16 protein-coding genes and 1 pseudogene are annotated in these 22121 nt (G+C 44.0%); all 17 read left to right on the forward strand.

Annotated features, from left to right (window positions below; genetic code table 11):
* Positions 1–144 precede the first annotated feature (144 nt).
* On the forward strand, positions 145–492 hold the full coding sequence (locus DXX94_RS15350) for an STAS domain-containing protein (protein ID WP_116017224.1): 348 nt from the start codon (positions 145–147) through the stop codon (positions 490–492).
* A 1-nt stretch (position 493) separates the two neighbouring features.
* Positions 494–1438: an OmpA family protein gene (locus DXX94_RS15355; RefSeq protein WP_116017226.1), complete on the forward strand. Its 945-nt coding sequence runs from the start codon at positions 494–496 to the stop codon at positions 1436–1438.
* Entirely contained in the window at positions 1428–3662 is a 2235-nt protein-coding gene (locus DXX94_RS15360) for a polysaccharide biosynthesis/export family protein (protein WP_258872187.1), read from the forward strand. Before DXX94_RS15355 ends, DXX94_RS15360 begins: the two co-directional genes overlap by 11 nt.
* Entirely contained in the window at positions 3663–4412 is a 750-nt protein-coding gene (locus DXX94_RS15365; protein WP_116017230.1) for a tyrosine-protein kinase family protein, read from the forward strand.
* Positions 4413–4505: 93 nt separating this feature from the next.
* The gene (locus tag DXX94_RS15370; RefSeq protein WP_116017232.1) at positions 4506–7028 is read left to right on the forward strand and encodes a response regulator; all 2523 of its coding nucleotides are present in this window, start codon (positions 4506–4508) and stop codon (positions 7026–7028) included.
* 212 nt (positions 7029–7240) lie between these two features.
* The gene (locus DXX94_RS15375) at positions 7241–9145 is read left to right on the forward strand and encodes a SpoIIE family protein phosphatase (protein WP_116017234.1); all 1905 of its coding nucleotides are present in this window, start codon (positions 7241–7243) and stop codon (positions 9143–9145) included.
* Positions 9146–9234: 89 nt separating this feature from the next.
* Positions 9235–10737, forward strand: coding sequence for a sigma-54-dependent transcriptional regulator (locus DXX94_RS15380; protein WP_220348118.1), 1503 nt, complete (start codon positions 9235–9237; stop codon positions 10735–10737).
* 36 nt (positions 10738–10773) lie between these two features.
* Positions 10774–11052, forward strand: a pseudogene (locus DXX94_RS15390) (type II toxin-antitoxin system RelE/ParE family toxin).
* Positions 11052–11345 carry a HigA family addiction module antitoxin gene (locus tag DXX94_RS15395; RefSeq protein ID WP_116017236.1) on the forward strand — a complete coding sequence of 98 codons (294 nt, stop codon included), beginning with the start codon at positions 11052–11054 and terminating at the stop codon, positions 11343–11345. Before DXX94_RS15390 ends, DXX94_RS15395 begins: the two are co-directional and overlap by 1 nt.
* Before the next feature lie 297 nt (positions 11346–11642).
* Positions 11643–12689 (forward strand): glycosyltransferase family 4 protein, encoded by a 1047-nt coding sequence (locus DXX94_RS15400; protein WP_116017238.1) that lies wholly within the window; start codon positions 11643–11645, stop codon positions 12687–12689.
* A gap of 62 nt (positions 12690–12751) precedes the next feature.
* Entirely contained in the window at positions 12752–14089 is a 1338-nt protein-coding gene (locus DXX94_RS15405; protein WP_116017240.1) for a lipopolysaccharide biosynthesis protein, read from the forward strand.
* Positions 14071–15468 carry an O-antigen ligase family protein gene (locus DXX94_RS15410; RefSeq protein ID WP_116017242.1) on the forward strand — a complete coding sequence of 466 codons (1398 nt, stop codon included), beginning with the start codon at positions 14071–14073 and terminating at the stop codon, positions 15466–15468. The genes DXX94_RS15405 and DXX94_RS15410 overlap by 19 nt, the downstream gene beginning before the upstream one ends.
* Before the next feature lie 160 nt (positions 15469–15628).
* Positions 15629–16990, forward strand: coding sequence for a glycosyltransferase (locus DXX94_RS15415; protein WP_116017244.1), 1362 nt, complete (start codon positions 15629–15631; stop codon positions 16988–16990).
* Between the two features lie 150 nt (positions 16991–17140).
* A complete protein-coding gene (locus DXX94_RS15420; protein ID WP_116017246.1) occupies positions 17141–18313 on the forward strand; it encodes a glycosyltransferase family 4 protein in 1173 nt (390 codons plus the stop codon).
* 208 nt (positions 18314–18521) lie between these two features.
* Positions 18522–19238 (forward strand): acyltransferase, encoded by a 717-nt coding sequence (locus DXX94_RS15425; RefSeq protein ID WP_116017248.1) that lies wholly within the window; start codon positions 18522–18524, stop codon positions 19236–19238.
* Positions 19239–19241: 3 nt separating this feature from the next.
* Positions 19242–20573: a glycosyltransferase family 1 protein gene (locus DXX94_RS15430; protein ID WP_116017250.1), complete on the forward strand. Its 1332-nt coding sequence runs from the start codon at positions 19242–19244 to the stop codon at positions 20571–20573.
* A gap of 107 nt (positions 20574–20680) precedes the next feature.
* Complete coding sequence (locus DXX94_RS15435) at positions 20681–22030, forward strand: response regulator (protein ID WP_116017252.1); 1350 nt, start codon at positions 20681–20683, stop codon at positions 22028–22030.
* Positions 22031–22121: the final 91 nt, after the last annotated feature.

The raw sequence follows: 22121 nt of genomic DNA on the forward strand, positions 1-22121 counted from the left end.
TTATTTTGCTAACTGCTTGTAAAATAAAGTTTATTTGTTTTGGTTCGAAGTTTGCTCTTTTTAAATAAGAAAATACGAATAAAGAAATATGAACAATAAATTTAAATCAAACAAAGTCGTATAAAGCGATAAGTCGAGGTGTTTATGCTGAACGAAATTTACAACTTAAATAATGATGTCGTCATTAAGTTATTCGAAGATTTAGACGCTGATGCAGTTAAAGCAATGAAAGCTGATCTAGCCAGTTACGCCGAATTATCTTCCGATATTGTTATTGACTTGAAAGATGTCGATTTTATTGACTCGTCAGGTATTGGTGCCATCGTATTTTTATACAAGCGTATGGTTGCTAAAGGGAAGTTAGTGGCAGTAGTTGGTTTGAACGAGCAACCCAAAGAGCTGTTTAAAATGCTGATGCTAGATAAAACTATTCACTGCTTTGACAGTTTGGAGCACTACGTAACGACCGCTAGTATGTTGAAGGCGGTGTAACATGAAACACACTTTATTGTCGGCCATCGTCCTTGCTAGTTCCGCGCTTGTCTTGACTGGGTGTAGCTCATCAAACGAGCGCACGGCTGATGGCAATGTCGCAGCGTTAAGCCCAGAACAGTTAGTGCTGAAAGAGTACTTGCAAGCATCGCGCTTAAAAATGATGTCGCTTACAACACGATTGAGCCATCAGTGTGTTGCTGGTCAGCTTGAAGTTGGCTACCGCTTGCTGGACAAAACTGAACAAGAGTTCACCGGGCAAATGTATGCTGATGCCTTTATTTCGCTTACTCAGTTAGACAGACAAGTACGCAAATTGGAATGCATTAGTCACTACATTGATGGGCGTTTCGGCTGTAGCGAGACAAATAAAGTGACGGTACTTAGAGACTGGTATAAAGAGGGCTCTTTCGAGCAATGCCAAGTAGCAATTTTATCGGCAGACTCATATAGCCAAGAGCAAAGCCAAAACCAAGGCCGAAAACAGCAGCAAGTTCAAAAAGCTGGTAACAATGTCAGCGTGCACGGTTATACGGTGATCACGGAAACCTTACACGACTTTGATCAGGCCAAGTTAAAATCGATTTATTATCCAGCGTTGGAAAAACTCGTGTTACTAATGAAAAGCTTTCCTGAGTCTACGCTGGTGATTACGGGTCATGCCGATAGCCGCGGCAGCACTGAATATAACCAGACATTGAGTTTAGCGCGAGCCGAACAAGTGGCTAGCTACTTTATTGATTCTGGCATTGCGGCTGAAAAAGTCACCATTGAAGCGTTTGGTGAAATGGCGCCTAGGGTAGGCGAAGTTAACCAAACGCAACAAGTCTTCAATCGCTATACAAAAATATCATTACGCTTGGCACTGCCAAGTCAGGCAGCTACTCAACAGTTAAAGAGTAACCAGCTGATAGCAGTTAACGGCAAGGAGAGTCATGATGAATAAGCAGTTTTTTCTATCTTGTTTAATTTTGAATGTGAATAGCTTTACTCGAAGCTGCTTAGCATTTGCTTTGCTAATACTCACTTGGCTAGCGCTAGCAACCTCGATCATTGCGTCATCATCTGCCTCAGCACAGGAGCAAGTGGTTCAAGAGCAACTGCTAAAGGAACAAGTAGTACAGAAGCAAGTGGTATTGCGCCCTGGTGATATTGTTCAGTTAAACCTGCCGGGTGAGGCTGATTTTGAAAAGCACTTTCAAATTAACCAAGAAGGTTTGCTGATGCTACCTGAGATTGGACAAGTCACCTTGGGCGGTATGCCGCTAGCGGCAGCAAGCTTGCATGTTAAGGCGTTGCTCGCTGAGCAATACCGCGCGATTGATGATTTTGACCTTGTGCTAATTGAGCGCCGCTTGCCTGTACGGGTACTGGGGTTTGTGAAAGAGCCAGGGATGATTGACTTACCAGCAGACGGTAATGTGCAACTTGCACTTCAGCAAGCTGGCGGGCCAAGCGCTGGTGCTCAACTCGATAAAATCCAGTTAAATCGCGCCGGTGAAGTTACAGCTTTTGATTATAAAAAATATTTAGATACGGGTGATTTTGCGATTTTGCCTGAGCTACAACCGCTAGATGTGATTTTTGTGCCAGCCTCTCCACTAATTGGCAATGTGCAAATGGACTTTGATGCTGCAACCTTATCAGCCAGTGGTGACGGTGCTGAAGCGGGTACAGCAATTAAAGTATTTGGCGAAGTGTTAAAGCCAGGCGTGTTTTCTTACAAAGCAGGTAATACGGTTGTTGATATGCTGATGCGAGCTGGCGGTGTTACTCGTTATGCGGGTGTTGAACATATTCGCGTGATTAACCAAGGTATTCCTCAGCTATTTGATTTAAAAAACTATCTTGATACTGGTGATGCCACTAGCATGCCGACCATTACAGCAGGCTCTACTTTATTTGTACCTATCCAAGAAGAAGAGATTAAAACGGGCTTGCGTACTATTTATGTGATGGGCGAAGTGTTTAAGCCCGGCGCATATGAAGCACCTGATGGTACTGCCTTTTTTGATATTTTAGCCAATGCTGGTGGTCCAACACGTTTTGCTGAAACGCGCCAAGTACGCATTATTCGCTCATCTGGACAAGTAGATGCCTTTGACTTGCAAGCTTACACCGAGGGCTTAGCCGCACGCCAAATTCCTGAAATTTCACCGGGTGACGCGATATTTGTTCCAGAAAAAACCGATATGAATGAGAAGTCATGGTTAAAGATTTCGCCAGATCGTGCTATTCGCGTGATTGGTGCAGTAATTAAACCGGGTCGATACGAGTGGGGTGATGAAATGTCATTTCTTGATATTTTGGCGCACGCCGGTGGCCCAACGCAAGATGCAGATATTTCGCAAATCAAGGTACTAAAAAACGGCCAAGCAAGCCGAGAAAAACCTTTTGATTTAGCGGCCTTTATTACCGATGGTGGTGACTTTTCATTACTGCCTCAAGTGTCTGCGGGTGACACTATTATCGTGCCGGAAAAACCAAGAGACGTGATTGATAACAAAGCGCGTTGGTTGCGCCAGTCACAAGAAAGTTCGATTTACGTATTTGGTCAAGTGGGTCAACCAGGCCGTTATGCCTTCGACAACAAACTGCACTTTCTAGATATTTTGTCGGCTGCTGATGGCCCGAATCAATTTGCAGATATTCATGCGATAAAAGTAACACACCGTAACGGTTACACCAGTAAAGTGACCACGGTAGATTTAGGTCTGTACTTTGAAACAGGTGACGAAACCTTGCTGCCACTGGTTCGTGCAGGCGATACCATTTATGTGCCGCAGCGCGACAAAGCGTGGTTAGATCAGAAAAAGGAACAAACGGTGCGCATTATTGGCGCGGTTGCTAAGCCTGGTCGTTACACCTTTAACGAAGCAATGACCATTTTAGATTTGTTGGCGGAAGCAGGCGGGCCAACCGATAAAGCGCATTTGACAGACATTATGGTGGTTAATATTTCAACCGCTAAGGCTAGTGAAAATCAAAGCCAACGTTTTGATTTAAAAACCTTTGTTAAACGCCCCGACTTTACCAAACTGCCATTGGTACGCAGTGGTGACACTGTTTACGTACCAGATATCAATAACAGTGACTGGAATGTGTTTGTGTCAAACGTGAAAGACATGGTCAGTGTTGTGTCACTTGTTGCCATCACAGGAGGCTTTTAGATGATTACTTTACCAAGTCATTATGCCGAAGTAGAGGCGGTTTATAGCCAAACCTTGGGGGCTAACTATCGCACCATTGCTATCACCTCGGCGGCTCCGAGTGAAGGCAAATCGACGCTCGCAGAAGCTTTGGTGAAACGAGCTCAGGCTTCCGATAAAAAGGTGCTTTTGGTCGAGCTCAATACGTTTAACCCCGTGTTAAAATCGCGACTTCAAGAGGCGGTTAACGCGCCAATGCCAACACAAAAGTCAGCATCACAAGTTGCACAAAGCCAAGCAGCACAAGGCCAAGTTAATACAGGCATTATCAATTTAAACGAGCAAGGGTATAGCGTGCTGCCGGTCAGCAATGATGCGATGACCATCAAAAAATATCGCGAAGCGAGTTTGCTGATTGAGGCTATCAATCAATGGTTAAGTGAATTCGATTGCATTGTTTTTGATACGGCATCATTGGCAATGCTTAATCAACACAATATTCCCGCCTGTACCGTTTGCCAAGTATGTGATGGTGCCATTATGGTAGTAGAGGCTGGTAAAACTCCTGCTAATCTAATAGAAGAAGGGATTGAAAAACTGGTGGCAAAACAAGTGAATATTGTTGGCACTGTGGTCAATGATAAATCAAATCCATCATTGCTTGATGAAATGATCCGCGAAAGTCACAAACTTGATGCTTGGCTGCCTAAAATGATGAGCAAGTTAAGAGCAAAACTGGCAAATGTTGTGATGCTCAATGTCGCGGTGTAAGGTAAAAATAATGACTGAGTTGGGTATAGCCGTATGCCGGAAAGCAAGGTGCAAAAACCATCAATTCAACAGCGGTAAGTAAAGGGAGATCATATGACGTTAATTGATCGCAATTCTTATTTGGCTAATCAAAACGAAACAGATAGCCAAAGCGCTATGGCAGATCGAAACAGTGCGCAAATTAGCCCAGGTATTGCTGACTCGCTAGCAACTGATAGCCAAAGTCGGGGTCAGAGCGAAAATGACAGCGCCGCGCCAGTGAGTATTTTATTTGTTGATGATGAACAAGCCATTCTAGCGGCAATAAAACGTTTAACTCGAAAAATTCCTGCGCATTTTGAATTTGTCACCAGCCCACTGCAAGCCTTAGCAATTATTGCTCAAAAGAACATTGATATTATCGTCTCTGATATGCGCATGCCGGAAATGGATGGTGTCACTTTTTTATCGGAAGTGGCAACCAATTACCCTGAAACTATTCGCATTATGTTAACCGGTAATGCCGACTCTGACTTGGTTATGTCCGCGGTTAATAAGGGGCGTATTTGGAGTTTTATTGAAAAACCGTGGGACAGCGAACAGCTGATTTTGACGCTGCAACAAGCTATTCAAACCCGTAATTTAATGCGCAGTCGCGTAAATCATTTATATCATGAATTAGAGCAGGCGAAACTGGCGGCAGACTCGGGCTCGCAAGAGAAAAGTAACTTCCTCGCAGTAATGAGCCATGAAATTCGTACACCAATGAATGCCATGTTGGGGTCGATGGAGCTACTAACCAGTACGCAACTTGACGACCAGCAGCGTCAACTACTTCATAATGCGTTAACGGCAGGTGAATCACTATCAACCTTGGTTAACGATATCCTCGATTTTTCCAAAATTGAAGCCGGTAAGCTGCAACTATCGCCTCACACATTTAACACGCTGGATTTGATGGATGACTTGCACAGCTTGTTTATTGAACGCGCTAAAGCCAAAGATATTGGCTTAATGTTTTGTTTATCACCGCAGCTTTCCAGCGAGTTGTTGCTAGATGAGCAGCGGGTGAAACAGATACTGATTAATTTGATCGCCAATGCCATTAAGTTTACCCAGCATGGCGGTGTTGAAGTGAGCGTTTATGGCAACGACACCGTGCTGCATTTTGAAGTGAAAGACACAGGCGTTGGGATCAAAAATGAAGACATTGCTAAGCTCTTTAACAAGTTTGTTCAGGCAGACTCTTCCTACAAACGTCAATTTGAAGGGACGGGGCTAGGTTTAGCTATTACCAAACAGCTTGCCGAATTAATGGGCGGTGAAGTGAGAGTTGGCTCGAAAGAAGGTGAGGGAAGTACGTTTTTAGTGGCGATACCACATAGCCACTTTACTGCGCCTATCGCTCAGAGTGAATCGATTAACCCGAAAAAAATAGCGTTTGTTAATTTTGCTCCCTTCTATGAAGTATCCATAAAAAAACAACTGCACTTATGGCAATGCCAAGTGGACTTTATTCGTGACTCCAGTGATAGCTGCCAAGTCATTAATTTGCACGATGAAAACGGCTCTGATGATGTTTTGCTCGTCAACGAAGCGGAAAATCGCTGGTTAGCGCCACCCAGTGAATTAATGGCGTTAGTATTAGGTGAAAAAGCAGTGCAAGCAGCATCGGAAATTAAAGCCGCACAAGAAGCGTCAGAAATTAGCGCTCAGCAGCATCAGCTAAGGGGTAATGGCGAACGAATTTTAGTGGTAGAAGATAGCCTGCCGAACCAGTTGGTGATCACCACCATGCTTGAGCGTGCTGGCTATCACATTGATATTGCTAATAATGGCGCTGAAGCGGTTAAGCAGGTTGAGTGTGAAAGCTATCAGTTAGTCTTGATGGATTTGTCGATGCCGGTTATGGATGGCGCGCAAGCATGTCGAATCATTCGCAGTAAATCGGCTCAATTCAGACATTTACCCATTTGGGCAATGACCGCTAATGTCACCAAAGATGATATGCAGCATTGTTTTGCTGCTGGGATGAATGAGTTTATTGAAAAGCCGATAGATCGTGAGCACTTGCTGCTAAAAATCTACAGCTACTTTGAACAAATACGCCAACAAGAAGCGCTAGCAAGCCCTGTTTCCTCCAGCAAAGTTCAAAAACAGCTGATAGTATCAGCACCCGTTAACCAAGCAAGCCAAGCCAGCCAAGCAAGCCAAGCCAGCTCAACATTAAATCGAGAGCCACAAGCCACCGAAAAAACACCATCACAGCCGCTAATCGAAAAAGCGGTAATTGACCAGTTGCTATGTGATACCGGAGCGGAAATCTTCAATAAAGTGCTGCATCTTTTTGTTGATGAAACTCGTCGTCGTGTTGAGGTAATTCAGCAAGCAAAAACAGAAGCGGATGCCAGTCAGATTGAAAAAGAGGCCCATGCGATAAAAAGCAGCGCGGCAAGTGTTGGCGCGATTGGCCTAGGGCAATTGGCGAAGCAATTAGAGCATGTCTGTCAACGGCAACCGAGTGATGGCAGTTTGTCTGATGCCACTATCGAGCTGATAGCGCAGCTTGCTGAGCTGGTCGCGCAGGTATTAGCGGTACTTGAGCAAGATTACTTGATTGCTAATTCTAGCGGCTAATTCGGTTAGCTAGCTCTGACCGTTAGCTCTCAGCGTTAAATAACGGCCAAAACATATGCTTGTCATAAACAGCTAATACAAATAGCCTATAGAGTGTTTAAAAGGACTTTAAATACACATAGCTGAGTTGTTCGCGAAGTGATCAAACAGTTATTCAACTTGGTATAACCATAGGCTAAACAGTAAGCCATACATGGAGTTATTAGCAAAATATGATGGATACCTTATTACTGACGTTAACTCGACCTGCATCGCTGAATGAAATTAAAACCATTCGAGATGCGGCAACGAATGTACTAACAAAATGTGGCGTTGACAGTGCCGAAGTCAATAAAGCAAAGCTGGTAATTTCGGAGTGGGCAACCAACATTGTAAAACACGCTATTGAGCCCGCAACATTTATTCAGCTAATGGTTTCTCAAGCCAAATTACTACCCTCTGTCGGTGGAGTTGGCAATGGCAATGACGAGGTGAGTAGTCAGCGCATCACTATTAGCCTTCAAGACAATAGTAGTTATTTTGACGAGTTTAATCAGCGCCAAATGCGGGTCAATGGTTTAAATAAAAGTAATCCAACCACCACATCGGAAGATGACGAGGCTAGGGCTAACACTCAACAGGCTTCGCTTAGCTTTGGCGAATCGGGTATGGGGCTTGATATCATTTTTAACTTATTTGCTGATTGCAAATACCAGCGAAGGCTAAGGGCGAGTGCACAAACTTTCTCGAAGCTGCCTATTCAAGGTTGTGGTGATAGTGCACCAGAAGTAAATCGCTTTAGTTTCTCGCTTCAGTATCAAACACGTTCGCAAGCAAATGTGCGTATTGCAGTGGTGGAGGATGAGCCGATGATGCGAGAATTGATCAAAGGTTATTTACCTAGCTATTATGAAGTCAGTGTTTTTAACGATGGCTTAGCGTTTTTACAGCACGTTGAACAAAATAGCATTGCGGATGTTAATCAGCTGTCGTCAGAGCAGACTGCACAGCATTTTAGACAACATTCTAAACCTCATGCTAGACCGCATTCTAGACCACAGAGTGGGGTTTATGACTTAGTTATCTCTGATATTTCGATGCCAAATCTTGATGGTTTAAACCTAAAAAAACGCCTAGCAGCCGACTCTAAACTTTCGCATATTCCGTTTATTTTTTTGACAGCACAAGATGACTTCGACGTTGAAATGCAAGCTAACCACTTAGGTATTGATAATTACCTGATAAAACCTGTGCAAAAAGAAAAACTGCGCCTGTCGGTAGAGCGGGCGTTGATACGTCATCAGCAATTGGAAGCAGAAAAAAAAGCGCGGCTTAACCGCTCACTTGATAACACGCTTAATCAAGCATTAAAGCCTGAGGTAAGTGACAGTATTTGCGGCTATCAAATTCATGCTCGCTCATTTTCGCCAAAGACTGGCGGTGGAGATTTTGTTTATCAGCAAGCAATAGGTGATAAAACCCTGCTAATACTGGCTGACGTTATGGGGCACGATGCACAGGCAAAGTTGTTTGCCCATAGCTTTAGTGGTTTTTTCTCTGGCTTTCTTTCGGGGTTATCACTGAATACGCAGCCATTTCCTCAGGCAAAGTGTTTTGACTTAACAGCGATGATGACTGCTTTGTCCAATAAGTTGTTTGAAGATGAACTGCTCAGTTGCAGTATGTTTACTTATTTGGCGCTACTAATTGATGAACAAGGTTTGGAAATTGCCAGTGCTGGTCACCCGCAGCCACTTTTGCTGACAGCTTCATCAACCGCTGATATGCCAATTTACAAAGTGCTTAATGTACAAGGGGCGCTTGCTGGTGTGTGCCCAGGTCTTGAATATCAATCAACCTACTTGTCAATACAGCTAGGTCAACAGCTTTTATTGTTTACCGATGGGTTAACCGATTGCCTACCAAAAGACATGAAACCAAACGCTTTTTTTGACCAATTGTTGAGTTTGAAAAGTACTTGCCAGGGTCATTCAGACGAGGCATTTTTACCAGAGTTTGAAATAGCGAGTAAGCACTGTAGTGCAGAGACTTTTATTGAGTTGAGCTTTGAGCATTTTTTAACACTTTGTCCAAAACCGAATGATGACGTAACTTTATTACTGTTAACTAAGTCCTAGTTGAGCTGTTAACATAAGCCTTAGACTTAAATATTTATGGTGTTTATTCGTTAGCTGTCATAGAGTTATACAGAGCACCTTGCCAAGGAATGAAGTCTGTGACGGAAAAAACACAAATCCTACTGCTTGAAGACAGTCCCACATTATCCGCGATTTACGCTGGTTTTCTTTCAAAAGAGCCTTATGACTTGCTAATGGCTGGCAATGGTCAGGCTGCTCTAGACATTATCAATACCCAGTGCCCACGCATCCTGCTGTTGGACTTAAACTTGCCCGATATGTCTGGCATGGACATTTTAAAATACATTCACAAGCAGAAATTGCCGATTGTGGTGGTGATTTTAACGGCTCATGGCTCGGTAGACGTTGCTGTAGATGCGATGAGGTACGGGGCCTTCGACTTTATTAGTAAACCAGTTGAGCCTAAGCGTTTATTGATCACCTTGCGTAACGCTATCAAAAATCAGCAAATGAGCCAGATTATTGATGAATATCGTGAATTAGACCGACAAGACTTCTGTGGTTTTATTGGCTCATCAATGGCAATGCAAGGGGTGTATCGTATTCTTGAAAGTGCCGCGCCTAGTAATGCGACTGTATTTATTACGGGTGAAAGCGGTACAGGTAAAGAGCTGTGCGCTGAATCGGTTCACCAACTCAGTGCTCGTAAAGACAAACCTTTTGTTGCCTTAAACTGTGCGGCTATTCCCAAAGATTTGATGGAAAGTGAAATTTTCGGTCACGTTAAAGGCGCGTTTACCGGTGCTTCTAGTGAACGCAAGGGCGCAGCTGCTCTAGCTGACGGCGGTACTTTGTTTCTTGATGAATTGTGTGAAATGGACTTGGATTTACAAAGCAAAATTTTGCGATTTATTCAGTCTGGTACTTTTCAAAAAGTTGGCTCAAGCAAGCAAGAGAAAGTAGATGTACGCTTTGTTTGTGCAACTAACCGAGAACCGTTAAAAGAAGTGCAAGAAGGGCGCTTTCGTGAAGACTTGTATTACCGCTTACACGTTATTCCTGTTGTTTTGCCTGCACTTCGTGAGCGCGGTAATGATATTTTGCAAATCGCGAAAAAATTACTGCAATCGATTAGCAATGAAGAAGGCAAAGCCTTTAGCCGCTTTGCCGCAGATGCTGAGCATGTCTTTTTATCTTATGGCTGGCCGGGCAATGTGCGAGAATTGGAAAATGTGATCCGCAACCTAGTGGTACTGAATAATGCTGAAGCGGTGACTGCTGACATGCTGCCCGCCCCACTCAACCAATTTTCATCAAGCACTAAGCAGCCTGCAACGAGCTTTACTCAGTCGGTCACACCTGTGGCTGAAGCAGCTATGTCTGATAATTCAGAACAAACCTCAGTTAATACGCTAGCAGCTAGTTCAGCAAATAACTCAGGAGATAAGTCAGGAGATAATTCAGCAGATAGCGCAGAGAGCAGCTCAAGCATTATGCCGCTATGGTTGGTAGAAAAGCAGGCAATTGAGCAAGCGATTACAGCATGTGACGGTAATATACCGAAAGCGGCCGCCTTGCTCGATGTCAGCCCATCAACAATTTACCGAAAAAAACAGTCTTGGGATGAATAGTTGTTGCGCGTTGCGCAACGCACTATAATTAGCCTTATAATCAAATCATTTAAGCATAAAGGGCTGCGCAAATTCTTTTAAACAGGAAGTAAAGCTGGTATTCAAGCTAAACATGAGCGTCGATTGAGAATGCAGCTAGCAGCAATAGATACTGCGACAATGATTGATGATATTGATTTACCTGGGTTCAAATTGCACCCGTTAAAAGGAAATCGCGATGGCGTTTGGTCAATAACTGTAAGTGGCAACTGGCGTATTACTTTTGAATTTATTGATGGAAATGCTTATATCTTGAATTACGAGGATTATCACTAATGAGCATGCATAATCCACCGCATCCTGGTGAATTTATTTTCGATGTATACATGAAGCCGTTTGGCTACAGTTGTCGTTTTGTTGCCAAACAGCTAGATGTATCGGCATCAACGCTAAATAGGATTCTAAAATGTCAGAGTTCTATCACACCCGAAATGTCATTGCGTTTATCTAGAACGCTAGGGCGAACTCCTGAAAGTTGGCTATTGTTACAGTCTAACTACGATTTATGGCAAGCTAAACAGCGTGTGAACCTGTCAAAAGTGCATTCGATAGACTTCGCGGCAGTTTAGGAAGAGTCTGGTTTTGACTTAATTGGTTTGCTATGCCTCAGCTGATGGCCTTCCCCTGAAAAGTATCTCTTTTAACTCCTCTATTTTACATGCCTCTCTGTAAAAGCCTTAGTCAGTTTCGTTTCGTTAGCAGCTTGCAAATATCCTCTTATTTCTCAACAAATATAGCATTGCAGTTTGCGAATACCTTCCCACATTAAAAACTTAACTGATTGTAAAACAATATAAAAATAGATTGGCGCATATTGTGCTGATATTCACCTCAAACAGCTCGGATGCAACATAAGGTGATTATCAATGAGTCGTTCTTCGCTAAATATTGTTCTGTTAGTCGATAGCCGCAGTTTTGGTGGTATCGAAAGTCATATCGCTAACTTAGCCTTGGGGTTAGAGCAAGCGAGTCATAAAGTCTTAATTATTTTGATGGCGAATTATGGGGAACATCCCGTGTTTGATGTTGACCCTAAATTGCGCACGAAAACCATTAAGTTAAGTGGCGGTGCGGTAGAGCTTTACCAAACATTAAGTAGACTCTCCATTGACGTTGTTCATACTCACGGTTACAAAGCGGGTATTATTGGTCGCTTTATTTGTCGTATGTTGGATAAGGCGGTGGTATCGACGTTTCATGCGGGCGAGCGTGGCACGTTAAAAATCCGCTTCTATCGTTGGTTAGATCGCATTAGTGCCAAGGGCACTCAATGCATTAGTGTGTCTCAACCCATTGCTGATGAGTTGGGAGTGAGTAGCGATGTGATTCAAAACTTCGTTGAACCTGCACCACTCAAAACCGTGTCATTTCGCTGCAATCAACTGGCCTTTGTCGGGCGTTTTAGTCATGAGAAAGGCCCAGATCATTTCTTACAAGTGGCCGAAGCCATGCCGGAACATATTTTTTCAATGTACGGTGCAGGGCCACTATTTTCATCTCTTGATAAAAGTAAACCGCTGAATATGTGCTTGTTGGGGCAGGTACCGTCGATGTTGCCACACTGGCAAGAGATTAAAGTGCTTTGCATTACAAGCCGAGCAGAGGGGTTACCGTTGGTTGCTCTAGAAGCGATGGCACACGGTATTCCTGTAGTGAGCTATGCCGTAGGCGGCTTACCCAGCTTGGTTGACCACGGAGTTAATGGCTGGTTGGTTGATGAACACCAGCCTGCAAAGTTTATCGAAACGCTACAGCAAGTCATGGCACTTAGCCCAAGTCGTTTCAAGTTGATTAGTCAAAATGCGCGCAAAACGATTCTTGATAGGTTTTCGACGACAGCAGTGGTGCCGCAAATTGAAACGGTTTATCGCCAAGCACTGAGCCATGAAGTTTTGGCTCAGCCAGTGAAGTAATCAGCAGCACTAAGCTGTATTACTAATTTGGATCACCAATTTGGTTGGTAGGAGTTTTTGCCATGTTATCTCGACAAGTGAAAAGTTTACTCAGCGATTCAGCCCTCTATGGCTTAGCGATTTTTTTAATGAAGGGGATTTCATTATTAATGCTGCCTGTTTATACCCATTATTTATCAACGGCAGACTATGGGCGCTTAGAAGTCTTAGTGGTGTTCGCCAACGTTTTTTCTATTTTTCTGGGCTTTGGTTTAGTTGAGGCGTTATATCGTTTTGTCGGCTTGGCTGAAAGTGAAGCTACAAAGCGACTGCACGCCGGTGAATGTTTGTTGTTGGCAATGTTTGTCGGTGGCGGAGCCTATTTAGTTTTCCATTTTTTCAGCCCACAATTGGCAACCTTATTGCCTGATCAAATTCAGGGTGAAGAAGTTTATTTACTTGGTGTTGCGCTAGCGCTTGGCGGCATTATTAATGTGCCACTGGCATGGCTGCGAATTACTAATCGTGCTCGCCTGTTTTTTTCAGTCACTATGGTAAAAGTCGTGATTCAAGTCGGGCTGTCTTTCTATTGGTTGGCTGAGGGCTGGGGGGTAAAGAGTATTTTAGCATCTGGCGCGGTATCTTCAGTCGTGGTTGCCATTTGGCTAAGTGTGATTCAAATCAAAGAAACAGGCTTGTCGGTAAGCACTAAGCACTTACTCGCTATTTGTAACTACGGTTGGCCGATTTTCATTGGTGGCGTAGCTACCTTTGCGCTTTCCGGTATGGATCGTTGGCTGTTAGCTGCGCATTTCAGTGCTGCTGATATTGCAACCTATGCGATCGCCATAAAATTTGCGCTGGTGCCAACGTTACTAATTCAGCCGTTTACGCTGTGGTGGTACCCAAAACGTTTTAGCGTGCTAAAAGCAGACGATGGCAAAGCGGTTAATGCGCGCTTTGCCATGTTAGGAGCTGTACTGGCGGTATTAACGTGCGGCCTTCTAGGGCTAGTAGGACCAAATCTTATTCGCTGGTTAACGCCTAGCGACTATCATGGGGCGGCGTTGATTTTACCTTGGTTATTGCTTTGTACGGCACTTAAGCTGGTTGCTGAACTACTGAACCTTGGGTGTTATATCGATGCAGACAGCCAGCGACAAATGTATATAAACTTGATTGCTTCTGCTGTCGGGGCAGTGTTATTGGTGCTGCTTGTTCCTGACTTTTTCATTAACGGTGCGCTGGCGGCCTTAGTAATCGCCTACACAGTTCGCGTACTACTGTTTTATTGCTGGAGCCAACGTCGCTTGGCGTTACCCTATCAATTTGCCTATTTTAATCTGGCTGTCGCGGGTGCGTTTTTAGCAAACTTTGTTGGTCAATTTATTGAGGTATCGCCATGGTTTGGCCTGTTTTAAGTACCTCGCTTTACGGCTTTTTCTTTGTCTTAGCTGGCGCTGCGCTGTACTTTTTTCCGCATCCTGTTTTGTTGGTAGCGATAGGCTTAGTGCCGTTTGTTATCTGGGGCGTTGTGCGTTTTTCTTTCTACGTGGTGCTTGGCTTTGTGGTGTGTTCATTTTTTCGAATTCACGAAGTTTTTCCGATGCTGTCGCCACTTAAATTGCCGCAGTTGTTTGCACTCGGTGCTTTGATGGTGATTTTTCTGCGCTTGGCCATTATTCAAAACTTAGCGCCGTATTGGTGCCGCCAATTTACTTACCTGATGGCGTTTTTTGGTTTGGTCACGGTTGCGTTGCCATTCTCGGCCAATGTTGGGGTCGCAATGAATTCATGGTCAGGCACTTACAGCAAGATTATTCTCATGACCTTTGTCATCGCCTGGATGATGCGAGCTGAGTCTCATTTTGTTAATGCTTGTCGAATCTACTTATTAGCAGGAACCTGTGTGGCTATAGTTGCATTGATGAACAAAGCTAATGGCATTGGTTTGGTTGAAGGAACACGCGTTACCATTGGGCGCGATATTGGCTCTTTGTTAGGTGACCCTAACGATCTTGCGTTGGTATTGCTTTACCCCATGGCGTTTGCAATTGGTGCTGCGCTTGAAAAAGGTTTATCTCGATTTGAACGCTTATTCGGGGCAGTGATTTTTATCGTATTAGTGTTCGCATTGCTGGCCACACAAAGTCGTGGTGGCCTATTGGGCATGGTTTCCGTTGTTGGCTTGTTTGCCTATCAAAGAGTGAAGTCAAAAGTCTTACTGTTTAGTGGTGGTGGGCTGGCGCTAATTGTTTTATTTGCTGTCGCTGGTATTAGTGAACGTTCGTCTGGCGGTGCGGCAGAGGAGGGTATAGATGAGTCTGCGATGGGGCGCCTTTACGCTTGGCAAGCGGCGTGGAATATGGCGTTGGACAATCCCATTGCCGGTGTTGGTATTAGTAACTTCTATTTTAATTACTTTTTCTATAGTGCTCATTGGGATGGTCTAAACCACGCGGTACATTCTACTTGGTTCGGCGTGTTGGCAGAAACCGGCTTTGGCGGCTTGATTTTGTTTATCTGCTTAATTGTGTCTACTTTTCGGGTGAGTTGGCGTTTAGTTAATGATCCACGAAGAGTGCTGTTGGCACCTATGATACGTGTGGTTGTTTGTGCCGCACCTGCCGGTATCGCAGGGTTTGTTATCTCAGGTACCTTCCTAACGCAAGGCTTTATCTGGCCGATATACCTGCAAGTGGCTTTGGTTATTGCCCTCAATAAATTTACTGAGCAGTTTTTTGCAAACTGCAGTGACAAGCCCACTCACCCCTACATGCAAGTTGCAAATCGCAAATAAGCGGTTGTGTTGGTATTCAAATAATTTTTCCAAAATTAATAATTATTTAATTATTACAGGTGCTTAGTTGATGATTTAAACACTTGGTCTGCCATTTGCTCAATGTTAATAAGCAAACGTCCTTACGGGCGCATAACGTATATCAGTTGTTGAGGTAGTTATGGTTCATGTGATTAGCGAATACAGAAACAAAGCAAGTGTCGAATGCGATCGTCAGGTGACGAGAGTACTTTACGTGCATTTTGGTGACAACTGGCTACGAGGCAGTGAAATTGTATTACTTGATATGATCAGCAGCGCTCAACAACAGGGTTATCAACCTGTGCTTTGGTGCAATAGCCAATTACTGGCTGATGAAGCTAAACAGCTAGGCATTGAAGTGATTTGCCAGCCAATGGTTTGTATTGGCTATTGGTTCAAACCAAGGTGGCAGTTTGGATCGTTTATTCGCCAGCTAGTAACTGCTAGAAAATTGATTAAACGCTGTGGTATTCAGCTGGTGCATTGTAATAACGGCGCACCGTGTCAATGGCTCTCATTAGCTTGTAAATACCTAAAGGTGCCTTTGCTACTGCATTTGCATGCCCGTTATCAGTATTTTGATCGCCTAGCACTTGGTTTTGCTGGCGCCGATTTTACGGTTGGGGTTAGCCACTCAGTGACAGAGGTTTTTCGTCAGGCTGAGCCCAATCAAAAATCCTATTCTGTTATTTATAACGGTATTGAGCAACAACGTGCAGTTTCTGAACAGCCTACCGATTTACGCTCAATTGTAGGCGCAACGGACAAAGATACTGTGATGCTCTACGTTGGCTCGTTAATCGCACGTAAAGGTCTGGCAACGCTCATTTCAGCTATTGCTCAAGTTTCTTCTCAAGACTCTTCTCAAGTAACAGCACAAGCATCGCGTCAAGTGATGTCGGGAGCGACAAGCCAGCCACAAGTTAAACTTGCCATCGTTGGTGAAGGCGAAGAAAAGCACCGCTTGATGATGCAAGTTGAGTCGCTAGGGCTCAGTGAACAAGTCTTCTTTTTAGGGGAACAGCAAGATGTTGCAGCGCTTTATTCAAGCAATGTCGATTGTTTTGTTTCTGTGCCTAGTGAGGAAGTCTTTGGTTTAACACTGGCAGAAGCGAGTCTTGCTAATTTACCTGTTATCACAACAGATGTGCCAGGTGTCAACGAAATCTACCAAGACAATGTTAATGCTCGCTTAGTACCTGCTGGCAATATCAAAGCCTTAGCTGAAGCAATTAGCGAATATACCCGCCATCCATCAAGGTTTAAAGGTTTTGCTAATGCTGCGCAGCGCCATATTGCTCAATCATTTAGCTGCCAGCACCAGTTCCAACAATTCGACACTTGTTATCACGAAACTGTCGCTAGAGGCAGCCAAAAAAGTTTCACATGGTTTGTGGGTTATCAATTGTCACAAGTAAGCAATGCATTGTTGGCAAAAGTGACTAGCAAAATTTCTCAAGGGCTCAAGCAGCTTGGTGTGCGTCAAGTGACAGCCAAATAATCGCTCCGGTAGAACGTAAGCGGATAGGTGGAGAGTACTCACCTAGGTCGATAAGTAACTCAGTAAATAAGCAATTTAGTAGATAAGCATAGTCGTCATTGATACGCGTTAGGGCGCATCAGGGTGCATCAGGGCGTGTTGGAGGTTGTTATGGCAAAGCGAATTTTAGTGTTTGATCCAGTCGCCTATTTTGGTGGTTCGAAGCAAGTGGCGAAAAGGCTCGTAGCCCAATTACCTCGCGATATTGAAGTTTGGGTTGCCACTAATGATGTTGCTACGTGGCAAGATGAAGCTGTGTATTGTTATCCGCTATCGACACCGGCTGGTTTACGCGACAAAAAATATGGTGTGGCGTTTTATTTCAAACATCTCTGTTACGCCTTGCAATTATTGCGATTAAACAAAGAAGCGGGTGGTTTTGCTCGTATAGTTGGGCTTTCTGGTCCAACGGTTGATTTCGCGCTGGCTATTTTACAGTTTTGTAAACGTTCCACCTTAATTCAGCTCGTTCAAGGGCCTGTTCCTGATTCAAGATCGGCGGGCTTTGGGCTTTCAAGAGCCGCGCGAATTTTCTCGCTTACAACGGCAGTACCGTCCGTAAAACGAGCGCTTGGGCGATTTCTCAATAGTTTTTCGTTTGCGAGCAGTCGCGAGCCCGCAATAATGGTCGAGCAATTTACCAATGCGATTGACCAAGGTGAAATCAAAGTTCATCGCGAGTGTAGAAGCAACGGAAAAGACAACGCCAAAAACCATTCTAAAAACAACGGCAAACAGCAAGGTATCGAAATTTTATGGAGCGCCTCGTTGATCAAATGGAAGCGATTAGATGTGCTGCTAGAGGCGCTCAAGATACTGCGTAATACCTATGGGCTAACCGAATTTACCGTCAATGTTTGTTACATCAAACCACCTGCAGGTGAATCGAGCTGTGTTGATATTGATAGTTTGAGCAGAGAGTTACCGCCGAATGTCAGGCTGTTTGAACAACCAGAAAATTTAGCTCAGTTGCGTGCCCGTTCCAGTATTTTTGTTTCTACTTCTGAGCAGGAGCCTTTTGGCTTAGCAATTTTAGAGGCGCTAGCAGCAAAACTGGCAGTAGTCGTGCCAAGTGATGGTGCTTATTGGGATAGAGTGCTTGAAGACGGTAAAGACTGTGCCAAGTATCAAGCATTATCACCACTTGAATTGGCGCAATGCTTGGCAAGGCTTATTCACAACCCGAAACGCTGTCGTCGTATCGCGGCAAAAGGTAAAGCAAAAAGTAAGCAGTATCGAGCAGCAAACTGTTATTCGCAAATCACAAAAGCACTTTCAATTTAATAAGTTTCCAGCTTGCAATCTGCAATTAAGTTTTCTTTTTTGGTTAAGTTGTTGTTATTTATGGTTTTAATTTTTGGTTCGATTTCTGCAACTCAAAAACAGCAAATAGCAACTTGGAACTAGGAACTAGCAATTAGCGAGAGATCTGCGTCACAGGTTGCTAGCAGACACAAAAGTGGTAATTGAGCTCACATGAGCAGGAGGCAGTATGCAAAGCTTTAGTATTCATTATGCCAAGCAATGGGCGAAAACGAGTGACAATTGGTTAGCCAAGTTAATTAAGAAAGCTTGGTTAGCCGTTAAATCGGCCGAAGTGCCTAATCTACCATTAGTGTTTAATGTGCTGTATCACCTGCATGTTTTGCTTAAGCAATGTTTTAGTGATGTGTTACGCATACTTTACTACACCCCTATTTTTAAAGCGCGATTAAGCAATCAGCCTAAAAAGCTTTACTTGTACGGCGGTTTGCCTGTGGTGATTGGTAGTTTAGATATTTATATGGGTGACCGAATACGATTGGCAGCAATGACCACGATCAGTGGCCGAGCCGTCGGTAATAGAGTACCTAAGTTAGTGATTGGCGATAATGTGGGCATTGGCTGGCGTACTTCAATTTCAGTGGGGCACAATGTGGTGATTGGCGACAATGTGCGTATTGCGGGCGACTGTTATTTAGCTGGCTATCCAGGTCACCCTGTTGACGCCCAAGCGAGAGCAAAAGGGCTACCGGATACTGAAGAGCAAGTGGGTGATATTGTGTTATATGACGATGTTTGGCTGGCCACCGGTGTAAAAGTAATGCCTGGAGTCACCATAGGTAAAGGAACCATAGTTGCGGCTGGTAGTGTGGTGACCAAAGACTTACCTGAGTATGTCTTGGTTGCGGGTTCTCCAGCAAAAGTAGTGAAGTCGTTAAAGGAGTAAGTAATGAATAAGTCATATGCTCCGAAGCAAAGAGAACAAGTTACTCATGACCCGCAAGCTCAGCAAGCGACTGCGACTAAGGGCAACAGTGAAACGAGTCGCCCTATGGTCGTTTTTGGCGAAGACTGGGGGAAACATCCAAGCTCGACCCAGCACTTAGTAAAAGTACTGAGCACGCAAAGAGATATTATCTGGATTAACTCGATTGGGTTGCGTAAACCGAAATTTAGCTGGCGTGATATTAGCCGTGTTTTTAGCAAACTCAAGGCGCGATTTTTTAATGCAAGTGATAAAGCTGGCAAGCGCATGAATGGGCAATATGAGCAGTTCGGCCCACATGAACAAGATGTACAAGATGAATGTACAGCACAAAAACTGCCGGCGAGTCCGTATCAATTTACAGTGATAAATCCGCTAGTGCTTCCTTGTACCGATCAGCCGATATTGCTCTGGCTTAATAAATTCTTACTGAAACGGCAGTTAGCTAGTGCCATAGATGCACTGTCAGGCCGTCCGATCGTTTGGACGTCACTGCCAACAGCGGTCGATTACCTATCGATTTTTGAAAGCACTGAGCATGAATGTGACTGCGTTTATTATTGTGGCGATGACTTTAGTGCGTTGGCCGGTGTTGATCATGAATTTGTGGTTAGCAAAGAGCAAGAGTTGTGTGAACGAGCAAGCACGGTATTTGCTGCGAGTCAGCCGTTACTCGGCAAGCTGCCTGAAAATAAAACTGTGGTTATTCCGCATGGCGTTGATTGCCAGTTGTTTCAATCAGACAGTGTCAATAATGGTTGTCAAGGAACTCCTTGGCCGCGAGATTTACCGCTAGGAAAACCTATCGCTGGGTTTTATGGCAGTATATCGCAATGGCTTGATCAAGCGCTATTGCAGGAAAGTGCCTTAGCATTGCCTAATTGGAATTTTGTGCTAATTGGTAATATTGAGTGCGATGTCAGTTTGCTTGAAAATCAGAATAACATTTACTTTCTGGACGCTAAACCTCATGACGCTTTGCCAGCCTATTTACAGCATTGGCAAGTGGCGATGTTACCGTTTAAAAACAGTCAGCAAATACGTATGTGCAACCCGTTAAAGCTGCGTGAATATTTGGCTAGTGGTACACCCATTGCCAGCACCTACTTTAATGCGTTGGCTGAATACCAGCATTTAGTTGAGGTAGCGAGTGAGCAACACAGCTTCGCCAAAACTATTGTTGCTGCCAGCCGACGCGCTAGCGTGCAAGAGAAAGAAGCGCGAGTGTCGAGTGTTCGACAAGCATCATGGCAGCAACGTGCTGCTGACGCAGCGCTGTATTTGCCTCAATCGTAATAAGCAATAAAAAGGGTTAGGAGTAAGGTGTTGTAAGACATAGGTGATTGCAAAGAGATGCATATTGCAAAAGTTAAATATCGAGTTGTTATTTGTGGAGAAGTATCATGAAGCCGTCAATTTTAATTGTCGACGACGAGCAAGAAATTGTAAAAGCCTTAACACGTTTATTGGTTAAGCGTTACCAAGTGCATGGATTTACCGATCCTCAGCAAGCGCTGGCTTTTTTTGAGTCGTCGCCAACACATATTGTGCTGAGTGATATGAAGATGCCAGAGGTAAATGGCGTTGACTTGATGGCGAGCATCTACAAACTAAGTCCGAAAACGCGTCGTGTGATTTTAACGGGATACGCTGATGCCGAAATGGCGCAAGCGGCAATTAATCAGGGGCATGTTCAAGCCTACTTAGACAAGCCATGGGACAACGAAGTGTTGCTGGCAACCCTAGAGCGCTTGATTAATGACTTAAAGCGAGAAAATAAACGAGCGTTTGCGGTTAAAAAGCTGAAGCAAAAAAACCAATATCTTAAAGATAAAAGTGAGGCGAGTGAGCTAATCAGCACTATGATGTTGTCAAGCAATGAGCATTCTCAACAGCAAACAGAGCGTCTAGTCAGTTCACACAATGATCTAATTAACTTGTCGGCTAACCTAGTCGCTAGTCACACTCAGGACAGCTCTGGTCACGCTAACCGTATTGCACAGCAGGCAAAAATATTGGCAGAACAAGCTGGGTTGCCGATGGAATTGGGGAATGCAATTTATTTGGCGGGCTTGTTCTATCGTATTGCGTTGACTGAACAAGATGCCAATTTAGCAGGCACGCCATTGGAAGAGCTAAAACCACAAGCATTGCATATCTGGCAAAAACTACCTCAGTTAAGCAGTGATATTTTGCTAGATACGCCCATGCTGAGTGCAAGTGCGAAAATCGTAAGCAGTGCTTATTTTGTTTGGGGTAGCACTCATTGCCAGCTTGACGATGCGGAGCCATTTCAGCAAGACAATTCGGTATATGCATTGGCCGCGAAAGTACTTTCGTTAGTGGTGTTTTTAGACCTATATATTTGCGGTCAAATTGATGGCGAGTTACATCAACCTGTTGCGGCTTTTAAAACTCTTAAACCTGTGATGAAAAAATACTTTAACGGCAAACTTATTCTTGAAGCTGAAAAATTGCTTTGTCAGCCATTGCCTAACCACCAGTACGAACTTCCGCGCACTATTAGCCAATTAAACGTTGGGCAAGTGCTAGCTCAAGATGTTTTTGATCGCCTGGAGCAGTGTTTGTTAACACAACATTCAGTGCTGACAGAAGCGAATCTAGAAACGTTAAAGCTGCTGCAAGAAGAGTGCGAGCAGCCAATGTTAGTTTTTGTATATTCAACAGCGCCGACAGTGCCAAAAAGTGCTGATGATACGACATCAGAAGTAGATAAATTAGCAGCAGGTTAAGTGAAAGCCTTGTTTTACTCGCCACTGCGTTTTACTGAAAGGTTAAAAGTGAAAGGTTTAAGAGAAAGTTGAAAAAAGAAATAGTTATAAA

It is taken from the genome of Thalassotalea euphylliae, from assembly GCF_003390375.1.
GTDB classification, from domain to species: Bacteria; Pseudomonadota; Gammaproteobacteria; order Enterobacterales; family Alteromonadaceae; genus Thalassotalea_F; species Thalassotalea_F euphylliae_A.